This is a genomic window from Micromonospora sp. NPDC049799 (assembly GCF_040656655.1).
Taxonomy (GTDB): domain Bacteria; phylum Actinomycetota; class Actinomycetes; order Mycobacteriales; family Micromonosporaceae; genus Micromonospora.
On the sequence record NZ_JBFAMU010000008.1, the window covers coordinates 16,599 to 35,738 of the forward strand.

Here is a 19,140-nt window from a genome sequence, read left to right on the forward strand (position 1 = left end):
TCCCCGTCCGGGGGGCGGGCCTCCTGCCGTCGTGGGTGGGACCGGTCAGGACCGGCGGGCACTCTCCACCAGGAACGGGGTGCCCTGCTGGCAGGTGGTCATCATGTCGGGCTGCACCCGGCCGGAGACGGTGACCCTCGTGCCGGGGGTCAGCACGTCACGCGGACCGCCGATCAGCAGGAAGTTGTCGAGGAGCACGCAGTTCGGTTCCACACCGGCCGTGACGGTGCCGGTGAGCTCGGTGGCTCCGACCGGCGGGGGCTTGGTCGGCCCGCCCGGCTTCGGGCTCGGGGGCAGGGCGGTCGGCGGGGGTGGGGTGGGCCCGGTCGACGGGACCTCCGAGGCGGTCGGGTCGGGCGAGGGTGCGCTGGTCACCGGCTGGGCTCCCGTCGGGGTCGGGGTGGGGGTGCCGTCGCCGCCGCCCTGGCCGCCGCAGGCGCTCAGCGCCATGCAGACGGCCAGCGCGGGGACGGCGAGCCGAAGGTTCCTCATACCGTCTCTGACGTGTGCGGGGCGGATGCCGTTCCCGTCGTCAGCCGCGCGCCGCCGCGGCCTTCATGTCCCGCTTCAGCTCCTGCGGGAGCGAGAAGGTGAGCCGCTCGTTCGCGGTGACCACCTCGTCGACGTCGGCGAAGCCGCGCGCGGCCAGGTACGCCAGCACGTCCTGCACCAACTCGTCCGGGACGCTGGCGCCGGAGGTCAGGCCGACCGTGGTCGCCCCCTCCAGCCACGCGTCGTCGATCTCGTGGGCGAAGTCGACCAGGTGGCCGGCGCGGGCACCGGCGTCCAGGGCGACCTCGACGAGCCGGACCGAGTTGGAGGAGTTGCGCGACCCGACGACGATCACCACGTCGCACTCCGGCGCGATCTCCTTCATCACGTGCTGACGGTTGGAGGTGGCGTAGCAGATGTCGTCGCTGGGCGGCGACTGGAGCATCGGCAGGCGCTTCTTGAGCCGGGCGACGGTCTCCAGCGTCTCGTCGACCGACAGGGTGGTCTGGGAGAGCCAGACGACCTTGTTCGGGTCGCGGACGGTGATCCGGTCGGCGTCCTCGGGACCGTCGACGAGCTGGATGTGCTCGGGGGCCTCGCCGGAGGTGCCGATGACCTCCTCGTGCCCCTCGTGCCCGATGAGCAGGATGTCGTAGTCCTCGGCGGCGAACCGCTTCGCCTCCTGGTGCACCTTGGTCACCAGCGGACAGGTGGCGTCGATCGCCTTGAGCGACCGCTCCTTCGCCTGCTCGTACACCTCGGGCGCGACGCCGTGGGCGGAGAAGATGACGGTGGCGCCCTCCGGCACCTCCTCGTTCTCCTCCACGAAGATGGCGCCCTGGGCCTCCAGGGTCTGCACCACGTGCTTGTTGTGCACGATCTGCTTACGCACGTAGATCGGGGCGCCGTAGAGCTTGAGCGCCTCCTCGACGGTCTGCACCGCGCGGTCGACGCCCGCACAGTAGCCGCGGGGCTTCGCCAGGAGCACGCGCTTGCCGGTCCGGGGGGTCGCCTCAGCCTGAGTCACCCGCCCATCGTACGTGCCGGCTCCGGAGGGGGCAGCGGCTGCGACCGTCGCCACAGCGTGCCGGCATAGGGTGGGCGGGTGACCGACGTCCCGCGCAGTACCTCCGAGGAGCCGTGGCCGGTCCGGGTGGTCAGCCAGAAGGTGGGGGCCTGGATCGCCCGGCTTGGCTGGGTGTGGGTGGACGGGCAGGTGGCGCAGATCAGCCGCCGCCCCGGCGCCACCACCGTCTTCCTGACTCTGCGGGACCCCTCGGCGGACCTGAGCCTCACCGTCACCACGAACCGCGACGTGCTCGACGCCGGGGCGCCGGAGCTGCGTGAGGGCGCCCGGGTGGTGCTGCACGCCAAGCCGGAGTTCTACGCCGCCCGGGGCACCCTCAGCCTGCGCGCCGACGAGATCCGCCAGGTGGGGCTGGGTGAGCTGCTGGCCCGCCTGGAGAAGCTGAAGAAGCTGCTGGCCGCCGAGGGGCTGTTCGACCGGGCGCGCAAGCGCCGGCCGCCGTTCCTGCCCCAGCGGATCGGGCTGATCACCGGTCGCGCCTCGGCCGCGGAACGGGACGTGCTCACCAACGCCCGGCGGCGCTGGCCCGCGGTGGAGTTCCGCACGGTCAACGTGGCGGTGCAGGGCTCGGGCGCGGTCCCACAGATCATGGACGCGCTCAAGGTGCTCGACGCCGACCCGACCATCGACGTCATCGTCATCGCCCGGGGCGGCGGCAGCATCGAGGACCTGCTGCCCTTCTCCGACGAGGCGCTGTGCCGGGCCGTCTTCGCCTGCCGTACGCCGGTGGTCAGCGCGATCGGTCACGAGACCGACGCGCCGCTGCTGGACTACGTCGCGGACGTACGCGCGTCCACCCCCACCGACGCGGCCAAGCGGATCGTCCCGGACCTCACCGAGGAGGTACGCCTCATCCGGCAGGCCCGGTCCCGGCTGGAACGCGCGGTCCGCAACCTTGTGGACCGGGAGTCGCACCGCCTCGACCTGCTCCGCTCCCGTCCCGTGCTGTCGCGACCGCAGGTGATGGTCGACCAGCGGGCCACCGATCTGGCCGCACTGCGCCAGCGGGCGGACCGGTGCCTGGACCACCGGCTGACCGCCGGCGGCGAGGACCTGCGGCACACTCTCGCCCGGCTCCGCGCGCTCTCCCCCGCGGCGACCCTCGACCGGGGGTACGCGATCGTGCAGCGCGCCGACGGCCACGTGGTCCGTGCGGCGTCCGAGGTCGCCAAGGGCGACCCGCTGCGCGTACGCCTCGCCGACGGGGAACTGGCCGCGACCGTCGACGGCTGAAAGCCCGACGCGCGGCGCCCCGCGCCCGACGCCCATGATCGCGCTGGATCCACGAAGTAGTGGCCTCCCTGCGGCGTCGATGCCACTACTTCCCGGATCAAGCACGATCATGGACGCCGGTCAGCGGACGCCGGTGAGCGGACGCCGGCGGCGTCCGGCCGGTGTGGTGGGATGGGTGTGATGACTGACGAGACGAAGGACGACCGGCCCAGCTACGAGCAGGCCCGCGCCGAGCTGGCCTCGGTGGTGGAGCGGCTGGAGGCCGGCGGGACCACGCTGGAGGAGTCGCTGGCGCTCTGGGAGCGCGGCGAGAAGCTGGCCGAGATCTGTCAGCAGTGGCTCGACGGGGCCCGCGCCCGCATCGACGCGGCCCGGCAGAACGGCGAGTCCTGACCCGTCCCCCTCCGAGCCGGCAGCGACGGGGACGACCGGACCAGCGCAGCCACGGGACGACCGGACCGGCGCAGCCACGGGACGACCGGACCGGCGCAGCCACGGATGCGGGCGGGTGGCCGGAGCCCCCCCGCCCGCCCGTCGGGTCAGTTGAAGAGGTTGTACAGCTCGGCCGGCGCCTCGACGACCTGGTCCGCCGGCGGCTTCTGGGCGGCGGTGGCGTTGCCGTAGTCCGAGTAGGTGATCCGGATCTCCTGGGCGGCGGTCTGACCGGCGGCCGGGATCTGGACGACCATCTCGTTGAGCCGCCCCTGCGGGTCCAGCTTCGCGGTGAACGGCACCGACTTGGCCTGCGGGCCGAGCGCGGTGACCACGGTCGGGTCGACCGAACCGGCGTCGGCCGCCTTCGACACGTCCAGCGTGCCGGCGTACGTGCCGGCGCCGGTCTCGCGGACCTCAGTGATGCCCTGCGTGAGCACGGCGCTGCCGGCCGGGTCGACCTGGTCGAAGTCGAAGCCCAGGTTGCGGTTGCCCTTGATCCGGGTCTGGTCGAGGTGCTGGTACTTGCCGAGGTTCAGCTTCTGCACGCCCGGCACGCTGGAGGCGGTCTTCCCGCCCAGCTCCAGCTTGACCCAGCTGTCCGGCTTGGCGTGGATCAGGTCGAGCTTCATCGACAGGTCGTCGGTGGGCTCACCGATGCTCACCCGCATCTCGGCGCTCTGGCTGGGCTCGTGCACCTGCCCCTCGGCGGTGGAGCCGGCGCCGGACATGGTGAACCGGAAGTTGCCGTTGCTGATCTCGCGCGTCGAGTCGAGCAGGGCCTGCTTGGCGTCGCTGGACACCGGCGCGCCGGTGCCGGACGCGGAGGCGGTCGGGCTGGCGGAGGAGCCGGCCTGCGGGGTCCCGGCGGCGTTGCAGGCGACGAGGCCGGGCGTGAACAACGCGGCGGCCACCAGGCCGGCGCTCAGGCGTCGAACAGTCATCTGTGTCTCCCGTGGGGGTCACCCGACGCGCCGGGGTGGCGGCCGGAAACCGGGCGACGCAGCAGCTGTCGGCTGCGCCGCACGAGCGCCGTCCGTTCGCCGTGGCAGCGCCGGTCGGGTCGCACGTACCTAGTTCCCTGCCGTCACGCCGCACAATCACCGGTTCGTCCGGTTCCCTCGCCAGGGGGACCCGCACCGGCACGAGAAAGGGGGCGGCCGGCCGGCCGCCCCCTTTCTCGTGGTCGGTCCTACTGGAACATCTCGTACGTCTCGGGGGACGCCTCGATGACCTTGTCCGCCGGCGGCTTCTGCGCGGCGGTGGCCTTGCCGTAGTCGGCGTAGGTGACCTTGATCTCGTGCGCCTTGGTCTCGCCGGCGGCCGGGATCGGGATCGCCAGCTCGACGAGGCGACCCTGGTCGTCCAGCTTGGCGGTGAACGGCAGCGCCTTGGCCTGGTCGCCCAGGGCCTTGACCAGGTCGCTGTCGATGGCGCCGGCGTCGGTCACGCCGGAGGCGTCCAGCTTGCCGGTGTAGGTGTTCTCACCGGTCTTCTGCACGTCCGTGACGGCCTTGAACAGCTCCTCGGCACCGGCCGGGTCCGGGTTCTCCAGGTTCACGGCGAGGGCGTCCGAGTCCTTGATCTTGGACTGGTCGATGTGCTGGAACTTGTCCTTGAGCTTGGCGAACTGCGGCACGGACTCGGCCAGCTCGCCGAAGTCGATCCGCACCCAGCTGTCTTTCTCGATCATGACCATCTCCATGGCCATCGACGAGCCGGAGCCGTCGTCGAAGGCCATGTCGAACTGGACGCTGTTGCTGGGCTTGTGCACCAGACCCTTACCGGTGAGGCCGTCACCGGCCATGGTGAAGGTGAAGTTGCCCGCGGCGAGCTCCTTGGTGGAGGCGCGTAGCGCCTCCTTCGGGTCGGCCGGAGCGGAGGAGGCGGCGGCGGTCGGCTCGGCCGACTCGGAGTTGCACGCCGCCACGCCGGGCAGGAACAGGGCGGCGGCGAGGACGCCGACGGTCCACCGTCGAATGTTCACAGTTGTCTCTCTTCACAAACAGGCAACACCAGGCCGGGAGGTACCGGCCGGGCACGAGCCGGGGCAGCCTAACGGATACCTCCGACGCCTGGGGGGCACGGGCCTAGCCGAGCGCCCCCGCCAACGCCCGCAGCTCGTTGTCCCGCGCGTCGCCGATCACGATCACCGTCCGGGTCGGTTCCAGCAGCACCAGCGCCTGCTCGTTGCCCCGCGCCGTGTACCGCTGCCAGGTCCGTCCGTCCAGGTCGGCCTGTCCCTGCGGCTGCCCCTCGTCGGTCAGTTCGACCGGCAGCAGCCGTTCCGGTGGGACGCTGCTCTGCACGACCTGCACCGCGCGACCCTCGGGCGTCAGGTAGCCGATCCGCAGGGTGGCGCCTCCCTCGACGGTCTGGAAGGTCGCGTTGACCGTGCGCCAGCCGTCCCCCAGTCCGCGTGGCTCGGAGACCGGGAAGGCGTCGGCGGCCCGGGCGGACTCGATCGCCGGCGCCGGGTCGACCGTCGTCGGCTGGTCGCCGCCGAGGAAGCCCCGGTAGAACGCGAGCAGCAGCGCGATCGGGACCAGCAGCACCAGCAGCGAGACGGCCATGTCCTTGGGCGACCGCTCCGACCGGGCGGCCTCCCTCGAGGCCGGCGGCGCCGGCCGCTCCCCGGTCTCGGCCCCGGCGTCGGTGGGCGCGGCCGTGGGCGGGCCGGCGGGCTCGACCAGTGCCGGTTCCCCGGCGGGTACGGCCGGCTCGGCGGGGCCGGAGCGGCTGGGGGCCACCGGCGGCTGGCCGTCCGGTGGCGTCTGGTCGGCGGGTACGCGGTCAGCGGGCTGTGCGGGTTCCACCCCGCCATCTTCGCAGCCGCCGGATGTGGCGTATCCGGGCCATCACCGCCCCGGCACCGCGCCGGGTCCGTCATCGTGTGAGGATCAGCGACAAAGCCGGCAGCGGCGACGCCGCACACTGCCGGTCCACCCCGCAACGCCGCGAGGAGGAGCCGTCATGACGACGAACACCAGGACGCGCATCCCACAGGATCTTGACCGCAACCTTGCCCTCGACCTCGTCCGGGTCACCGAGGCGGCGGCGATGGCCGCCGGCCGCTGGGTCGGCCGCGGCGACAAGGAGGGCGGCGACGGCGCGGCCGTCGACGCCATGCGTAAGCTGATCAACTCGATCCAGATGCGCGGCATCGTCGTGATCGGGGAGGGCGAGAAGGACAACGCCCCGATGCTCTTCAACGGCGAGGAGGTCGGCGACGGCACCGGCCCGGAGGTGGACGTCGCGGTCGACCCGGTCGACGGCACCACGCTGATGAGCAAGGGGATGCCGAACGCTCTCGCCGTGCTCGCCGTCTCCGAGCGGGGCGCGATGTTCGACCCGAGCGCCGTCTTCTACATGGAGAAGCTCGCCGTCGGCCCGGCCTACGCCGACGTGATCGACATCAACGCCGGCCCGGCGGAGAACATCCGCCGGATCGCCAAGGTCAAGGGCACCGACGTCTCCGAGGTCACGGTCTGCGTCCTGGACCGCTCCCGCCACGAGGACCTGGTCAAGCAGATCCGGCGCACCGGAGCGGGTATCCGGTTCATCTCCGACGGCGACATCGCCGGCTCGATCGCCGCCGCCCGGGGCGAATCCGACGTCGACGTCCTGATGGGCATCGGCGGTACGCCGGAGGGCATCATCTCCGCCTGCGCCCTCAAGTGCATGGGCGGGGCGATGCAGGCCAAGCTCTGGCCGCGCGACCCCGAGGAGCGGGAGAAGGCGCTGGCGGCCGGGCACGACCTGGACCGGGTGCTGGGCACCGACGACCTGGTCACCGGGGACAACTGCTTCTTCGTGGCGACCGGGGTCACCTCCGGCGACCTGCTGCGTGGTGTGCGCTACCGCGCCGGTGGGGCGTACACGCAGTCGATCGTGATGCGGTCCAAGAGCGGCACCATCCGGGTGATCGACTCGTACCACCGCCTGGAGAAGCTGGCCCTCTACTCGGCGGTGGACTTCGACGGTCGGCCGCTGGCCGAACAGGAGTGAGCGCGACCGGGACAACGGCACACCCCACCCTGTCGACCACGCGGCGGGCCACCGGCATCGGGCTGGCGGTCGCCTCCGGGGTCGCGGTGGCCGTGCAGTCCCGGATCAACGGCGAGCTGGGCGTACGGCTGGCCGACGGGATCGCCGCCGCGGTGGTCTCGTTCGGCCTCGGCCTGCTGGTGCTGCTGGTGCTGGTCCCGGCCACCCCGGGCGGCCGGCGGGGGCTGGTCGCCCTGCGGGCCGCCCTCCGGGAGGGGACGCTGCGGCCCTGGCAGTGCCTGGGCGGGGTGTGCGGCGCGTTCCTGGTGGCCACCCAGGGACTGACCGTGGGGACGCTCGGGGTGGCCGTCTTCACCGTGGCGGTGGTGGCCGGGCAGTCCGGCAGCAGCCTGCTCGTGGACCGGGCCGGCGTCGGTCCCCTCGGCCGACAGCCGGTCACCCCCGCCCGGCTGGTCGGCGCGGCACTCACCGTGCTGGCGGTACTCCTCGCCGTGGGCGACCGGCTCGGCGACCCGGACGCCCTGGCCCTGGCCGTGCTCCCGCTGCTGGCCGGGGTGGGCATCGCCTGGCAGCAGGCCGTCAACGGGCGGGTCCGGGGCGCCGCCGGCAGCGCCCTCACCGCCACCCTGGTCAACTTCACCGTGGGCACGCTGGCGCTGCTGGCCACGTTCGCCGTGGAGGTGGCGGTCCGGGGCCGCCCGACCGGCAACGTCCCGGACGAGCCGTGGCTGTACCTGGGCGGCCCGATCGGCATCCTCTTCATCGCCCTGGCCGCCGCCATCGTCCGCTTCACCGGCGTACTGCTGCTCGGCCTGGCCACCATCGCCGGGCAGATCATCGGCGCGGTCCTGCTCGACCTGGCGCTGCCCACCGCCGCCGCGCGCCCCGGCCCGGCCACCCTGACGGGCGCGGCGCTGACCCTGGTCGCCGTCCTCGTCGCCGCCGCAAGCGGTAAGGAAGGGCCCCTTCTTAACGCCTCCGGTAGAGAAAGGGCCCCCGGTTAACAACTAGCGGCCGGACGCGCCGCCGAGGGACGTGACCGTGGCCGCGAGGGCGTCGTCGACCGGGGTCGGCGCGATGCCGAGGGTCTCCGTCGCGGGCCGGGAGTCCATCAGGAACGGCCGGTCGAACTGGTACGCGGTCTCCCGCAGCTCGCGCGCGAACGGGTTGACCAGCCCGCCCAGCCACAGCCCCGCGTACGGCAGCCGGGTGAGCTTCGGTGCCGGCGCCCCGGTCAGGGCCGCGGCCCGGGTCGCCAGGTGCCGTGCCGACACGGCCGGTGCGCTGGGCACGTGCCAGGCCCGTCCCCAGGCCCGCTCGTCGGTGGCGGCCACCACGAGCGTACGGGCGACGTCGTCGGTGTACGTCCAGGTGTGCGGGGCGTCGAAGTCGATGGGCAGCACCACCCGCCGCCCGGCGAGCACCCCGGGCAGCATCAGCATCGGCAGTGAGGTGCCACCGGCCCCCAGGTAGTCGGAGCCGCGCACCTCGGTGACCCGTGCCCGCCCGGCCCGGTGGGCGGCCAGCGCGTCGGCCCACATCCCGTTGCGGACCCGCCCCTTGACGCCGGTCGCCGCGAGCGGGGTGTCCTCCGTCATCGGTCCGTCGACCGGCCCGTAGCCGTAGAGGTTGCCCACGGTGGCGAGCACCGCTCCGGTGCGCTCGGCGGCGGTGAGCAGCGCGCCGGCCAGCGGCGGCCAGTCGATCGGCCACCGGTGGTACGCCGGATTGGCGCAGTTGTAGAGGGCCGTGGCCCCGTCGGTGAGTGCGATGAGGTGGTCGGCGTCGGACGCGTCGGCGGCCACCCGCTCGACACCCGGCAGGTCGGGACCGGTGCCGCGCCGGGTGACGAGCCGGACCTTCTCGCCGGCGGTGGTGAGGCGGTGGGCGGTGGCGGTGCCGACGGGACCGGCGCCGACGATGACGTGCAGGGACATCAGGAATCACCTTTCGGATCAGGGATATCTTTTGAGAGCACCGCTCTCGCAACGAGCTTGACATCTCGACGCCCCCGCGTCAAGAGCACTGCTCTCGAATTTGATGTCCGCTCTCTCTCGTGGCAGGGTGGAGGCATGCCGGCTTCCTCCATCCGCGCCCGGGTCCGCGCCGAGATGATCGACGAGATCAAGGCGGTGGCCCGGCGGCACCTCTCCACCGACGGCGCCAACCTGTCCCTGCGGGCGGTCGCCCGCGACATGGGCATGGTCTCGTCGGCGATCTACCGCTACTTCCCGAGCCGCGACGAGCTGCTCACCGCGCTGATCATCGAGGCGTACGACGCGCTGGGGGACGCCGTGGCGGCGGCGGACGCCGGGCGCGACCGGCTCGACCTGCGCGGACGCTGGCACGCGGCCTGCCGCGCGGCCCGGGACTGGGCGCTGGCCCACCCGGCGGAGTACGCGCTGCTCTACGGCAGTCCGGTGCCCGGGTACGCGGCACCGGACGCCACCGTCGAACCGGCGCAACGGCCGCCGGTGACCCTGGTCGGCATCCTGCGCGACGGGCTCGCCGCCGGGCGGCTCGACCCGCCGGCCGAGGACCTGCCCGAGCCGGTCCGGGAGGACCTGGCGGTGATCGGTGCCGCGCTCTTCCCCGGCCTGCCCGAGTCGCTCCTCGCCCGGGGCATGGCCGGCTGGACCCACCTCTTCGGGCTGATCAGCTTCGAGCTGTTCGGGCGGCTCAACCGGGCGGTGCCGCACCGCGACGAGTACTTCGACCACCAGACCGCCCTGATGGCCGACCTGATCGGCCTGCCGGCCTGATCGGGCCGGGAGGGGCGGCGTTCAGGTGCCGTCGGAGGAGTGCCCGGGGAACAGGTGCGCGGACGGGTCGATGGCCACGGCCGCGTTGTTCACGGCGGTCGCCGCCTCGCCGAAGCCGGTGGCGATCAGGCGCACCTTGCCCGGGTACTCGGTGATGTCACCGGCGGCGAAGACCCGGGGAAGGTTGGTGGCCATGGCGCTGTCGACGACGATGTGCCGCCGGTCCAGGTGCAGCCCCCACTCGGCCAGCGGCCCGAGATCGGCGGTGAAGCCGAGCGCCGCGATCACCGTGTCGACCGGCAGCAGCTCGGCCGCACCGCCGCGCACGGTGATCTCGGCGCCGCTGACGGCGCCGTCGCCGTGCAGCCGTGTCACCTCGGCGTTCACCACCACGCGCACCGGCGTGGCCAGCACCCGCGCGACCGTGCCGGCGTGCGCCCGGAACCGCTCACGGCGGTGTACCAGGGTCACCGAGCGGGCCAGCGGCTGCAGGGTGGACGCCCAGTCGAAGGCGGAGTCACCGCCCCCGACGATCAGCACGTCCCGGTCGGCGAGCTCGGCCGGCTGCGGTACGAAGTAGACGATCCCGGTGCCCGTGAAGTGCTCCGCGACCGGGAGCGGCCGGGGGGTGAAGCTGCCCAGCCCACCGGTGACGATCAGCGCGCCGCAGGTCAGCTGCTCGCCGCCGGCCAGACCGAGCACCGGTCGCCCGTCGGCGTAGGACAGCTTCTCCGCCCGGGTGCCGAGCAGGTAGCAGGGGTCGTACGGTGCGGCCTGCGCGACCAGGTTGGCCACCAGGTCCCGCCCCTTGACCGCGGGGAAGCCGGCCACGTCGTGGATCAGCTTCTCCGGGTACATGGCGGTGATCTGGCCGCCGGGCTCGGGCAGCGCGTCGACCACCGCGACGGAGAGCCCGCGGAACCCGGCGTAGTAGGCGGCGAACAGACCGGCGGGGCCGGCCCCGATCACCGCGACGTCAACCTCGCGCATGCATCCACCGCCGCTTTCCGCTCACGGACCAACGCGTGTGGCCCCTGACGGTAGGGCGGCCGGGGCGACCGGGCAAGGACGTCCCACGCGCGGCGGCGGGCCGCCTCCGGCGTCAGGGCAGCGTCAGGGTGGACTCCGGGCGGTACGGCCCGTCGAGGTCCCGCCGGCGGCGCCGGAAGAGGACGGCGGCCACGACCCCGCCGAGGAGCCCGAAGAGGTGGCCCTGCCAGGAGATCCGCTCGTCGGTGGGGAGGATGCCGACCAGTTGCCAGCCGTAGAGGAGACCGACCAGCAGGAAGACGGCGAAGTTCCACCAGCTCCGCTCGACGATGCCGCGGGTGAGCAGGATGCCGAGGTAGCCGAAGATGACGCCGCTGGCCCCGACCACGATCGAGTTGGACGAGCCGGTGAACCAGACGCCCAGGCCGCTGACCAGGACGATGATCAGGGTCGACCACAGGAACCGGCGGGCGCCGGCGGCGAGCACGAACGTGCCGAGCAGGATCAGCGGGATGCTGTTGCTGTAGAGGTGGTCGAACCCGTGGTGCAGGAACGGCGAGAAGAAGACGCCGTCGAGCCCCTCGATGCGCTGCGGGATGATGCCCGCCGCGGCGTCGAGACCGAACGCCAGACCCTGGTCGACGGCCTCGATGAGGAAGAGGAACGGAACGACCGCGCACATCGCGACGAAGGCGCGGCCGAGCGCGGCGTAGAACGCCTCGGTGCCGAACCGGTTCGGGTCGCCGCTTCCCGGAAGCAGGGTCACCCGTCAAGAGCTATCAGGTGTGGGCGACAGCCGCCACTCGGGCGGCCCTTCGGCGTACCGGCGACGGCGGCGGGGTGTGTGGACTCCCACACGCCCCGCCGCCGCTCGCCGATCAGTACCAGCCCACGTCCTGCGAGTGGGCCCACGCCTTGCACGGGGTGCCGTACCGGCCCTCGATGTAGCCGAGGCCCCAGGTGATCTGGGTGGTCGGGTTGGTCTCCCAGTCGTCCGCGACCGAGCCCATCTTGCTGCCGGGCAGCGCCTGCGGGATGCCGTACGCCCCAGAGGAGGGGTTGCGGGCCTTGTGGTTCCAGCCGCTCTCCTTGTCCCAGAGCTTGTCCAGGCACGGGAACTGGTCGATCGCGAAGCCCTTCTCGAGCATGAGGGCGCAGCCGATCTTCCGGTTGCCGCTGAACTCGGCGCAGGAGGCGGGAATCGGCCCGTCGTACGGCTTGCTGACGGTCTTCTCCTCCTCGGCCTCGACGGCCGCCGCGGCCTTGGCGGCGGCCTCCTCGGCCTTCTTCCGGGACGCGGCGGCGGCCTTGGCCCGGCGCGCGCGCTCGGCGGCCGCCTCGGCTGCCGCGGCGGACCGCAGCTTCGCGTGGTACTCGGTGGTCCGCTGCTGGACGGACTGCACGCCGGAGGCGGTCTGCTGGTCGTTCACGGCCTGCTCGGCCGCCACACCGACCCGTGCGGTCGGGTCCTGCCGGGTCTCGCGGTCGTCGCCCAGGTAGAAGCCGCCGGCAACGCCCACGGAGAGCAGCGCGACAGCAGCCGTGCGGGCGCCCAACCGGCTCCACAGCCGACTCACGAAGTGGTCCCTTCGTCGGGGGCACGGACACACGACGCGGAACCGCGGAGGACCCCGTGTCGTGAGCGCCCCGACCCTGCCGGTCGCAGCCGACGCACCGGTGGTCACCGATGCCGTCCGCCGGGTGACGAACGATCACCAACGATCTCTTTGGTGCGTGGGCGCCGTGGGACACCATCGCGCACAGTGAGGCTCTTGGGAAACCAAGAGATCGAATTGTGATCTGTGCCACACAATTTATGCGCATGAAGCCGGTCTAAACGGTCATCAAAGCGAGTTGTCCTCCAGAAGATCCGTCACCATGGCGGCGATCGGAGAACGCTCCGAACGGGTGAGGGTGACGTGGGCGAAGAGCGGATGACCCTTCAACGCCTCGATCACCGCCGTGACACCGTCGTGCCGGCCGACCCGTAGGTTGTCCCGCTGGGCGACGTCGTGCGTGAGCACCACCCGCGAGCCCTGACCGATCCGCGAGAGCACCGTCAACAGCACCCCGCGCTCCAGCGACTGCGCCTCGTCGACGATCACGAAGGCGTCGTGCAGGCTGCGCCCCCGGATGTGGGTGAGCGGCAGCACCTCCAGCAGGCCGCGCGAGGTCACCTCTTCCAGCACGTTCTCGTGCACCACCGCGCCGAGGGTGTCGAAGACGGCCTGCGCCCAGGGCGACATCTTCTCCGACTCCGAACCCGGCAGGTAGCCCAGTTCCTGACCGCCGACGGCGTACAGCGGGCGGAACACGATGACCTTCTTGTGCCGGCGGCGCTCCATGGCCGCCTCCAGGCCGGCGCAGAGCGCCAGAGCGGACTTGCCGGTGCCCGCCCGGCCACCGAGGGACACGATGCCCACCGAGTCGTCCAGCAGCAGGTCGAGGGCGATCCGCTGCTCGGCCGAGCGGCCGTGCAGGCCGAACGCCTCCCGGTCGCCGCGGACCAGCCGTACCGTCTTGTCGGGCAGCACCCGGCCGAGCGCCGAGCCCCGGCTGGAGTGCAGCACCAGGCCGGTGTGGCAGGGCAGCCCGGCCGCCTCGTCCAGGTCGAGCGCCTCACCGCCGTACAGCCGGCTGATCTGCTCCTCGCTCAGCTCCAGTTCGGACATGCCCGTCCAGGTCGGGTCGCTGGCCTGCCCGTGCCGGTACTCGTCGGCGTGCAGGCCGACCGAGGCGGCCTTGACCCGCAGCGGCATGTCCTTGCTGACCAGGGTGACCTGACGTCCCTCGGCGGCGAGGTTCAACGCCACCGAGAGGATCCGGGCGTCGTTGGACTCGGTGCGGAAACCCGGCGGCAGCACCCCGTCGTCGGTGTGGTTCAGCTCGACCCGCAGGGTGCCGCCCTGGTCGTTGGCCGGAACCGGTCGGTCCAGCCGGCCGTTCAGGACCCGCAGGTCGTCCAGGAGGCGCAGGGACTGGCGGGCGAACCAGCCCAGCTCGGGGTGGTGGCGCTTGCCCTCCAACTCGGTGATGACCACCAGCGGCAGCACCACCTCGTGCTCGGCGAACCGGTGGAAGGCCGCCGGGTCGGAGAGCAGGACCGAGGTGTCCAGGACGAATGCCTGGCCGGATGGTCGGGGCTCCTGGGTCTCGACCGGCGCGGCGGCCGCGGCGCGGCGGCCGCGGGTGGTCCGGCGGGTCGTGGCAGTCGCGGCCGGGGTCTGGTCGGCACCGGCAGAGGTACGGCGAGTCGTCACAGGCCTGCTCCGACGGATGGGCACCCGCCACCCGTGTTCCGCCTCGTCCGGTGCCCGGGGGGACACGGGGTCGGATGCAAACCCCGTGCGCGAGGTCGCAGGTCCGGGCGGGCCGGCTGGCCCGGGACAACCCCGCGCCATGCCTAGACGCTAGCGGCGTCCGCCCGTCCCGGCTAGAGGGCGATCGTGGATCTCCGGGGTCCGGCGTGTGAACGCACGGCGGAACCGGCCGGGATGCATGCCCCCTGCGCGCATCCCGGCCGGTGGGGACCCCCGTCACCGGTCTGACGTGGTCCCGACGGTGCGCATCCGCCGCGGACGGCGCACCGCGTCGTAAGTACGGCCGGCGGGTTCTCGGGTCACCCGCCGGCCGGGCTCAACCGGTCCGCCGGACCAGGGTCCCGGCCGGGTGCCGGCCGGCGACCGGGGCGTCCGACGTCGTGAAGGACGACCCGGTGTACGTCGTGCCGACCCGCGCCGCGGCCCCGGTGGTCCGGTCGGCCTTCGTGGTCGTCTCGACCACGGGAGGGCCGGCGAGCGCGGACGCGATGGCCGCCTGGGCGTCGCGCCGTCGCCGGTTCCACGCGCCCCGGTCCCCGTCGAAGTAGCCCTGCCGGTAGCCGAAGCGGTAGCCGATGCGGTAGCTGAGCTGCCCGTGCAGCCGCCCCGCCGCGTAACTCGTCGCGCCGAGCACGAGGACGAGAAAGACCGCGAGGAAGGGGCTCATCCGTCGACTCCGGTCCGCCGCGCGCGCCGTGTCATCGTTCCTCCGGCTCGGCCGAGGTCGGATCGACCACCAGGAGGCGGTCCAGGTCGTCCGTGCTGACCTCCTCGACCAGCTCGACGCTGATCCGGCAGCAGTCCAGGACGACCTCGGCGACCGAGGAGCGACGGATCTCGCCGCCCGCGTCGTACACCCGGACGCTGAGTTCCGGGCAGCCGAGGTGGGTACGCCAGGCGTTCCACTCGGCACGGTCGCCGACGCTGAGAGAGAGGTAACGACAGCCCCGGGCCAGGTAGAGGCGCCATGGCGCGCTCAGGCCGGCGGCGACCCCCTCCGCGATCAGGCCGAAGGCCTGGGCACGGGTGGCGAGCTCGGTCACCGCACCTCCTCCTGACCACTGGCGTGACGCATATGAGCACTGATCGTCTCCTGCACGTGACACACCGTAGATTGTCCCACGAGCGTGACAGTATCAGCTTTTCGTCCGCTTACCCCCGCACCTACGGCCATCTATTCTACCCAGGTGACACCCCTCAGAAAGGCCGCCGAATCGTTTACCGGCGCACCGAAAACTACGTCTCGTTCACGTGACACCCGCGTGCCACCGGAGCCGGTCGCCGGCTCCTGGCCTTACGGTCGCGGGGTGACCGAGACCGCCAACGCACGGAAGATCGCCTTCGCCACCTTCGTCCGCCGCGCGCTCGACGAGGCACGGGCCACCCGGGCCTGGAGCGGCACCGAGGTGTCGCGCCGCACCGGCGTGTCCCGGCAGACGATCAACCGATGGGTGCGCGGCGACTGGGCCAGCGACCCGGAGGCCGAGCGCGTGGTCGCCTTCTGCGAGGGCCTCGGCCTGAATCCGGCGATCGCCTTCGCCGCGCTGGGCTGGGACCGTGCGACCTCCCCCCGCACCGCCCCGCCGCCCCCACCGATGGACCCGGACGTGGAGGCACTGCTGCGCCGCCTGGTCGACCCCACGGTGTCCGACGCGGAGAAGTTCCACATCCGCGAGACCATTCGCTACCTCGCATATCGGCCGACTCTGCCGGTCGAGGTCCGAAAACGAGGTAAAGAAGCCAGCTAGTTCCTCAGATGGCGAAAGAACAGCAGGTCAGACTCATTCGTTTCGCTCCCGGGCCCGAATCCGCGCGCTAGCGTCCGTTTGTACTGCTTGGGCTCGTCATCGGCGGGGGGACGGGACAAGGCCGAATCCAGCCCTGCGGGACAGAAGGAGGGGTCTGTCCATGACCCTGAAGTGGTTGGCAGTGGTGGTCGCCACCGTGTCCCTGACACTGTGCGCGACCGGGAACGCGGTGACGCTGGCGGTCGACGGCGGGGAACTACCCCTGCTCGTCAACCTCCTCGCGCTCACCACCGCCGGCACCGCGGTCGTCCTGGCCGTGGTCGCCGAACTGCACGACCGGCTCAACGACCGGGTCAGCGCGCTCACCGAGTTCCTGGTGGCGCGGCTCAACGAGATCGAGACGCACACCGGCGACCGGAACAGCGGCTTCGTGGAGGGGTACCTGCTCAGCCAGGGCCAGGAAGCCGCCGTGGTGCCGTTCGGCCGGCGCGGACGCGGAGCCGCCGAACGCTGACCCTGCACCGACGTCGCACACCGACCGAACCGTCGGCCGGACGTCACTTTCGCGCTCGGGAATGGGCCCCCATCCCCGGGGTACGCTGTCGCGCGTGCCGCCGTTGAATCTGCGCAACCAACAGCCGGGGACTCCGTTGAACGCCGACCACGCCTGGCGAACAACCGCCGCCCGCGCGGCGGGGACCGTGCTCTTCTTCGACTTCGACGGCACGCTGGCGCCCGTCGACGACGACCCGACCGCGGTGCAGCCCGCACCGAAGGTGCTGGACGCGATCGAGGCGCTCGCCCCGGTCGTCCGCCGGGTGGCGATCGTCTCCGCCCGACCGGTGGAGTTCCTGCGCGACCACCTCGGCGGCCTTGGCGGCGTCGACCTCTACGGCCTCTACGGCCTGGAGCACAGCCACTCGGGCGGGGAGACCGTCACCGAGCCGGCGGCGTTGCCCTGGGTGCCCACCATGGCGGAGCTGGCCGACCTGGCCCGGGCCGAGCTGCCCGCCGGCACGCTGGTCGAGTTCAAGCGGCTCTCCGTGGCACTGCACTGGCGCACCGCTCCCCGGCTGGGCGGGACGATCGAGGCGTGGGGCCGGGCACAGGCCGAGCGGCTCGGGCTGCGGGTCCAGGCCGGGAGGATGGTGCTGGAGCTGAAGCCCCCCGTCGACCGGGACAAGGGCATGGTGATCGACGAGGTGATCCGGGACGCCGAGGCCGCCTGGTACTTCGGCGACGACGTCTCCGACATCAAGGCGTTCGCGGCGCTGCGCGCGCGGGCCGCCGCCGATCCGAACTTCTTCGGCGTGTGCGTCGCCGTCGCCAATCCGGAGACCGGCCAGGAGGTCGCCGACGCGGCCGACCTGACCATCGACTCCCCCGCCGCGCTGGGTGACTTCCTCACCGCCGCCCTGCCCCGCCTGACCTGAGCCGACCGGCGCCGGGGCCGACGCGGTCCCGGCACCGCCGGGCTCAGCTGCCGAAGCGGCGGTGCCGGTTGGCGTACGCGCGCAGCGCCCGGAGGAAGTCGATGTGCCGGAAGTCCGGCCAGTTGAGTTCGCAGAAGTAGAACTCCGAGTGCGCGGACTGCCAGAGCATGAACCCGGACAGGCGCTGCTCGCCGCTGGTCCGGATGATCAGGTCCGGGTCCGGCAGGCCCCGGGTGTAGAGGTGCTCGGAGATGTGGTCGACGTCGAGCACCTCGGCCAGTTCCTCGATGCTGGTGCCGGCCCGGGCGTGTTCGTGCAGGAGCGAGCGCACCGCGTCGGCGATCTCCCGCCGGCCGCCGTACCCCACCGCGATGTTGACCTGGGCGCCACCGCTGCGCTCCTGGGTGCGCTCCTCCGCCGCCTTCAGCGCCGCCGCGTGGTGCGCCGGCAGGACGTCGAGCGCACCGACCATGCGCAGCCGCCAGGGGTTGCCCTCCTCGGCGAGCTCGGTGGTGAGGTCCTCGATGATCTGGAGCAGCGGGTCGAGCTCCGCCGCCGGCCGGGAGAGGTTGTCGGTGGAGAGCAGCCAGAGGGTCACGTGCCCCACGCCGGCCGCGTCGCACCAGCGCAGCAGCTCCTTGATCCGCTCCGCGCCGACCCGGTGCCCGTCGTTGGGGTCGACGAAGCCCATCTCCCTGGCCCACCGGCGGTTTCCGTCACACATCACGCCGACGTGACGGGGCACCGGCTTGCCGGCGAGCTTCGCCGTGAGCCGTCGCTCGTACACCGAGTAGACAAGGTCCCGCAGAGTCATCACCTAGCAGCGTAGCGACCGGGGTCGCGCATCATCGGTGGGGAGGCCGATCCCGGGTCGCGAGTCCGAAGCCGATCATGCCCAGCGTGCGGGCGTCGAGCCGCCCGTCACCGAGCCCCAGCTCCACCACCGTCCGGTAGACCCGGTCGTCACGCCGGGCCGCCCGGACCGCCGCGTCCACCACCAACCGCCGGCGGGCCAGCCACGCCGCGGTCGAGCTGTGCCGCAGGTGTACGCCGAGCCGACGACGCAACGCGTCGCTGTAGCGCCGACCGGCGTGCTCGGGCGAACGGGCCGCCGCCGCGCCGGCCAGCGCCCCGGACAGCAGGGCGTAGAAGATCCCCTCCCCGGTGAACGGGTTGATGAGGGAGAGCGCGTCACCGGCGAGCGCCACGCGACCCCGACCCGGCGCCGGACGGTGGGTGGACAGCGGCAGGTGGTGGGCGCGTAGATCGGTGACCGTGGCCGGGTCGGTGCCGGGCAGCAGCGCGGTGAGCCGGTCGACCAGGTGCGCCCGGGTCAGCGGCTCACCCCGCAGGACCTCCCCGTACCCGACGTTCGCCCGGCCGTCACCGATGGGGAACGACCAGGCGTACGCCGGCCAGCGTGGCGCCGACGTGACGATGAGCTGTTCGGGTGGCCCGGGCCGGGCCGGCGCGTACCCCCGCAGGGCCAGCGCCAGGTGACGGTCCGGGTTCACCGGATGCCCGAGCGCCCGCCGGACCACCGATCCGGCCCCGTCCGCCCCGACCACCGCCGCGGCGGTGACCGCACCGTCCAGCACGACCCGGTCGGCGCGGACCTCGACCCTGCGTACGGCG

The 19,140-nt window shown here is 72.7% G+C and carries 22 protein-coding genes; 8 read left to right on the forward strand and 14 right to left on the reverse strand.

What is annotated here, in order from left to right:
- Positions 1 to 45 precede the first annotated feature (45 nt).
- Entirely contained in the window at positions 46 to 492 is a 447-nt protein-coding gene (locus AB0I76_RS01880; protein ID WP_357028472.1) for a hypothetical protein, read from the reverse strand.
- A gap of 40 nt (positions 493 to 532) precedes the next feature.
- On the reverse strand, positions 533 to 1,519 hold the full coding sequence (locus AB0I76_RS01885) for a 4-hydroxy-3-methylbut-2-enyl diphosphate reductase (protein WP_357028475.1): 987 nt from the start codon (positions 1,517 to 1,519) through the stop codon (positions 533 to 535).
- A gap of 126 nt (positions 1,520 to 1,645) precedes the next feature.
- Here AB0I76_RS01885 and xseA point away from each other — a divergent pair, with 126 nt between their 5' ends.
- Positions 1,646 to 2,812, forward strand: a complete 1,167-nt coding sequence (gene xseA / locus AB0I76_RS01890; RefSeq protein WP_357028532.1) for an exodeoxyribonuclease VII large subunit — start codon at positions 1,646 to 1,648, stop codon at positions 2,810 to 2,812.
- 180 nt (positions 2,813 to 2,992) lie between these two features.
- Entirely contained in the window at positions 2,993 to 3,205 is a 213-nt protein-coding gene (locus tag AB0I76_RS01895; RefSeq protein ID WP_357028478.1) for an exodeoxyribonuclease VII small subunit, read from the forward strand.
- Between the two features lie 146 nt (positions 3,206 to 3,351).
- Here the strand turns inward: AB0I76_RS01895 and AB0I76_RS01900 are convergent, their stop codons facing one another.
- From AB0I76_RS01900 to AB0I76_RS01910, 3 genes are all read right to left on the reverse strand, one after another.
- Entirely contained in the window at positions 3,352 to 4,188 is an 837-nt protein-coding gene (locus tag AB0I76_RS01900; RefSeq protein WP_357028481.1) for a hypothetical protein, read from the reverse strand.
- Positions 4,189 to 4,436: 248 nt separating this feature from the next.
- On the reverse strand, positions 4,437 to 5,231 hold the full coding sequence (locus tag AB0I76_RS01905) for a hypothetical protein (RefSeq protein ID WP_357028484.1): 795 nt from the start codon (positions 5,229 to 5,231) through the stop codon (positions 4,437 to 4,439).
- Between the two features lie 103 nt (positions 5,232 to 5,334).
- Complete coding sequence (locus AB0I76_RS01910; RefSeq protein ID WP_357028487.1) at positions 5,335 to 6,060, reverse strand: DUF4245 family protein; 726 nt, start codon at positions 6,058 to 6,060, stop codon at positions 5,335 to 5,337.
- Positions 6,061 to 6,217: 157 nt separating this feature from the next.
- On the opposite strand from AB0I76_RS01910, the gene glpX reads away from it, so the two are divergent.
- Together glpX and AB0I76_RS01920 are read left to right on the forward strand one after the other, a co-directional pair.
- Positions 6,218 to 7,252 carry a class II fructose-bisphosphatase gene (gene glpX / locus AB0I76_RS01915; protein WP_357028491.1) on the forward strand — a complete coding sequence of 345 codons (1,035 nt, stop codon included), beginning with the start codon at positions 6,218 to 6,220 and terminating at the stop codon, positions 7,250 to 7,252.
- Positions 7,253 to 7,281: 29 nt separating this feature from the next.
- Complete coding sequence (locus AB0I76_RS01920; RefSeq protein WP_357028535.1) at positions 7,282 to 8,256, forward strand: DMT family transporter; 975 nt, start codon at positions 7,282 to 7,284, stop codon at positions 8,254 to 8,256.
- Positions 8,257 to 8,259: 3 nt separating this feature from the next.
- On the opposite strand, the gene AB0I76_RS01925 is transcribed toward AB0I76_RS01920, so the two are convergent.
- Positions 8,260 to 9,189 carry an NAD-dependent epimerase/dehydratase family protein gene (locus AB0I76_RS01925; RefSeq protein ID WP_357028494.1) on the reverse strand — a complete coding sequence of 310 codons (930 nt, stop codon included), beginning with the start codon at positions 9,187 to 9,189 and terminating at the stop codon, positions 8,260 to 8,262.
- A gap of 135 nt (positions 9,190 to 9,324) precedes the next feature.
- On the opposite strand from AB0I76_RS01925, the gene AB0I76_RS01930 reads away from it, so the two are divergent.
- The gene (locus AB0I76_RS01930) at positions 9,325 to 10,014 is read left to right on the forward strand and encodes a TetR/AcrR family transcriptional regulator (protein WP_357028497.1); all 690 of its coding nucleotides are present in this window, start codon (positions 9,325 to 9,327) and stop codon (positions 10,012 to 10,014) included.
- Positions 10,015 to 10,035: 21 nt separating this feature from the next.
- Here AB0I76_RS01930 and AB0I76_RS01935 read toward each other — a convergent pair whose 3' ends face one another.
- The 6 genes from AB0I76_RS01935 to AB0I76_RS01960 form a co-directional block, all read right to left on the reverse strand.
- On the reverse strand, positions 10,036 to 11,004 hold the full coding sequence (locus tag AB0I76_RS01935; RefSeq protein WP_357028500.1) for an NAD(P)/FAD-dependent oxidoreductase: 969 nt from the start codon (positions 11,002 to 11,004) through the stop codon (positions 10,036 to 10,038).
- A 112-nt stretch (positions 11,005 to 11,116) separates the two neighbouring features.
- Positions 11,117 to 11,770, reverse strand: a complete 654-nt coding sequence (locus tag AB0I76_RS01940) for a rhomboid family intramembrane serine protease (RefSeq protein ID WP_357028503.1) — start codon at positions 11,768 to 11,770, stop codon at positions 11,117 to 11,119.
- 112 nt (positions 11,771 to 11,882) lie between these two features.
- Positions 11,883 to 12,581 carry a lytic transglycosylase domain-containing protein gene (locus tag AB0I76_RS01945; protein ID WP_357028506.1) on the reverse strand — a complete coding sequence of 233 codons (699 nt, stop codon included), beginning with the start codon at positions 12,579 to 12,581 and terminating at the stop codon, positions 11,883 to 11,885.
- A 267-nt stretch (positions 12,582 to 12,848) separates the two neighbouring features.
- The gene (locus AB0I76_RS01950) at positions 12,849 to 14,264 is read right to left on the reverse strand and encodes a PhoH family protein (RefSeq protein WP_357028509.1); all 1,416 of its coding nucleotides are present in this window, start codon (positions 14,262 to 14,264) and stop codon (positions 12,849 to 12,851) included.
- Positions 14,265 to 14,640: 376 nt separating this feature from the next.
- Positions 14,641 to 14,991, reverse strand: coding sequence for a hypothetical protein (locus AB0I76_RS01955; RefSeq protein ID WP_357028512.1), 351 nt, complete (start codon positions 14,989 to 14,991; stop codon positions 14,641 to 14,643).
- Between the two features lie 31 nt (positions 14,992 to 15,022).
- Positions 15,023 to 15,367, reverse strand: coding sequence for a hypothetical protein (locus AB0I76_RS01960; protein WP_357028514.1), 345 nt, complete (start codon positions 15,365 to 15,367; stop codon positions 15,023 to 15,025).
- A gap of 264 nt (positions 15,368 to 15,631) precedes the next feature.
- Between AB0I76_RS01960 and AB0I76_RS01965 the strand changes: the two genes are divergently transcribed.
- From AB0I76_RS01965 to otsB, 3 genes are all read left to right on the forward strand, one after another.
- A complete protein-coding gene (locus AB0I76_RS01965; protein WP_357028517.1) occupies positions 15,632 to 16,072 on the forward strand; it encodes a helix-turn-helix transcriptional regulator in 441 nt (146 codons plus the stop codon).
- A gap of 160 nt (positions 16,073 to 16,232) precedes the next feature.
- Entirely contained in the window at positions 16,233 to 16,586 is a 354-nt protein-coding gene (locus AB0I76_RS01970; RefSeq protein WP_357028520.1) for a hypothetical protein, read from the forward strand.
- Between the two features lie 94 nt (positions 16,587 to 16,680).
- A complete protein-coding gene (otsB, locus tag AB0I76_RS01975) occupies positions 16,681 to 17,505 on the forward strand; it encodes a trehalose-phosphatase (protein WP_357028523.1) in 825 nt (274 codons plus the stop codon).
- Between the two features lie 43 nt (positions 17,506 to 17,548).
- Here otsB and AB0I76_RS01980 read toward each other — a convergent pair whose 3' ends face one another.
- Entirely contained in the window at positions 17,549 to 18,319 is a 771-nt protein-coding gene (locus AB0I76_RS01980) for an isoprenyl transferase (protein ID WP_357028526.1), read from the reverse strand.
- Between the two features lie 31 nt (positions 18,320 to 18,350).
- The coding region (locus AB0I76_RS01985; RefSeq protein WP_357028529.1) for a geranylgeranyl reductase at positions 18,351 to 19,140 on the reverse strand (790 nt) is incomplete at its 5' end.

What these genes read in the sequence shown, in the direction of transcription:
- AB0I76_RS01880 (WP_357028472.1), bottom strand. Translation starts at nt 492, where the DNA reads ATGAGGAACCTTCGGCTCGCCGTCCCCGCGCTGGCCGTCTGCATGGCG.
- AB0I76_RS01895 (WP_357028478.1), top strand. Translation starts at nt 2,993, where the DNA reads ATGACTGACGAGACGAAGGACGACCGGCCCAGCTACGAGCAGGCCCGC.
- AB0I76_RS01900 (WP_357028481.1), bottom strand. Translation starts at nt 4,188, where the DNA reads ATGACTGTTCGACGCCTGAGCGCCGGCCTGGTGGCCGCCGCGTTGTTC.
- glpX (WP_357028491.1), top strand. Translation starts at nt 6,218, where the DNA reads ATGACGACGAACACCAGGACGCGCATCCCACAGGATCTTGACCGCAAC.
- AB0I76_RS01925 (WP_357028494.1), bottom strand. Translation starts at nt 9,189, where the DNA reads ATGTCCCTGCACGTCATCGTCGGCGCCGGTCCCGTCGGCACCGCCACC.
- AB0I76_RS01930 (WP_357028497.1), top strand. Translation starts at nt 9,325, where the DNA reads ATGCCGGCTTCCTCCATCCGCGCCCGGGTCCGCGCCGAGATGATCGAC.
- AB0I76_RS01935 (WP_357028500.1), bottom strand. Translation starts at nt 11,004, where the DNA reads ATGCGCGAGGTTGACGTCGCGGTGATCGGGGCCGGCCCCGCCGGTCTG.
- AB0I76_RS01955 (WP_357028512.1), bottom strand. Translation starts at nt 14,991, where the DNA reads ATGAGCCCCTTCCTCGCGGTCTTTCTCGTCCTCGTGCTCGGCGCGACG.
- AB0I76_RS01970 (WP_357028520.1), top strand. Translation starts at nt 16,233, where the DNA reads ATGACCCTGAAGTGGTTGGCAGTGGTGGTCGCCACCGTGTCCCTGACA.
- AB0I76_RS01980 (WP_357028526.1), bottom strand. Translation starts at nt 18,319, where the DNA reads ATGACTCTGCGGGACCTTGTCTACTCGGTGTACGAGCGACGGCTCACG.